This is a genomic window from Edaphobacter aggregans DSM 19364, assembly GCF_000745965.1.
GTDB classification, from domain to species: domain Bacteria; phylum Acidobacteriota; class Terriglobia; order Terriglobales; family Acidobacteriaceae; genus Edaphobacter; species Edaphobacter aggregans.
Genome location: NZ_JQKI01000341.1, coordinates 1 through 1,224 on the forward strand (window position 1 = coordinate 1; position 1,224 = coordinate 1,224).

1 protein-coding gene is annotated in these 1,224 nt (G+C 60.5%); it reads left to right on the forward strand.

The genetic code is table 11. The features are described from left to right. Positions 1-82 precede the first annotated feature (82 nt). Positions 83-1,224, forward strand: a 1,142-nt coding sequence (locus tag Q363_RS37180) for an energy transducer TonB (protein WP_169747226.1), incomplete at its 3' end; no start/stop codon positions are given.

The following is a 1,224-nucleotide window of genomic DNA, read 5'->3' on the forward strand; positions in this document are numbered from 1 at the left end:
GGGCGTCTCAAAAAAACTCGTTGACGATCTTTCCCGCCTGCTTGCCGGAGTCGAACCTGATGGTCCAATGGGGCAGAGCGATGTGAAGACTGCGGCCCTTCCGCCGGCCTTTCCGCCGGGCATGGGCTCGCAGGGCTTTGCAGAGCATGCGAAGCGCGCTACGGGCAAAGAGTCTCCGGCTACGGGCCCGACTCCGCATCCGCTGGGAGAGGCGCTCTCGCGGTTGGAGCGCGAGAACCTCCTTCTCAATGAGCACCCCAATGATCTCGACAACAAGGTGAGCAAAATAGAGCCTCATGTTGAAGAGCTCACATCCACGGTGTCCTCGGCGTCTTCACCTGCTGCGAAGGAAGAAGTTCGCGAACCTGTCGAGGAGCCTGTTCTCAGACCGCTGGGAAGCTCCCGGTCCGGCACTGAACCTCGCAGAGCATCGTTCGCCCACCACGAGGAGGATGATCCCTCTATTCCCATTCCGCTGGCGGGCTACTCTCAGGGGGGCGGGCATGGCAGGATCGCTTTGTTCGCTTTCCTGCTGTTGGCGATAGTTGGCGGCCTTTTCACGGAGCAGAGGTATGGTTCTTCGTCATGGCAGAGGTATAGCGTGGCCCTGCGGGAGAGATACAGCTTGCTCAAGGACAAGATGCATGGTGCGGGTTCTGGACAGATTGCAGTGAACTCAACGAATCAGAGTGCGCCTCAGAGCGCTGCCGCTGGCTCGGCTCCCGAATCAGCTTCCAGATCGGCTCCCGGATCGGCGATTCCGAGTGATAGTAGCTCTTCGAATCCGCCGCTGCCGCCAGATGCGTCGGCATCATCGGCTCCGGTTGCGGGGTCGAGCAGCGCTTCGGAACAGAAAATGACTGAACAAGCAGCAGCTCCCGATAGACCGCGGGCTTCCGGCAGCGAGTCCAGTCCACGTTCTCGCCGGAAGGCGACGTCGAGCGATGCAGTAACTGTTGCATCAGCAGCCAAGGCAGCGCCGTCTGATGTCGATGTCGCGGACGCAATCAATGTAGCTCCGGACGTCATGGAGGCTAATCTCGTCTCGTCGCGCGTGCCCGCCTATCCGGAGGCCGCAAAGGTCGATCGCATCGAGGGTTCAGTGGTGATGCGGGCAGTCATCTCCAAAGACGGCACTGTGACCCGCGTAGACGTTCTTGAAGGTCCCCGGCGTCTTCGAAATTCAGCATCGGAGGCGGTTCGGACATGGCGCTACAGACCGCA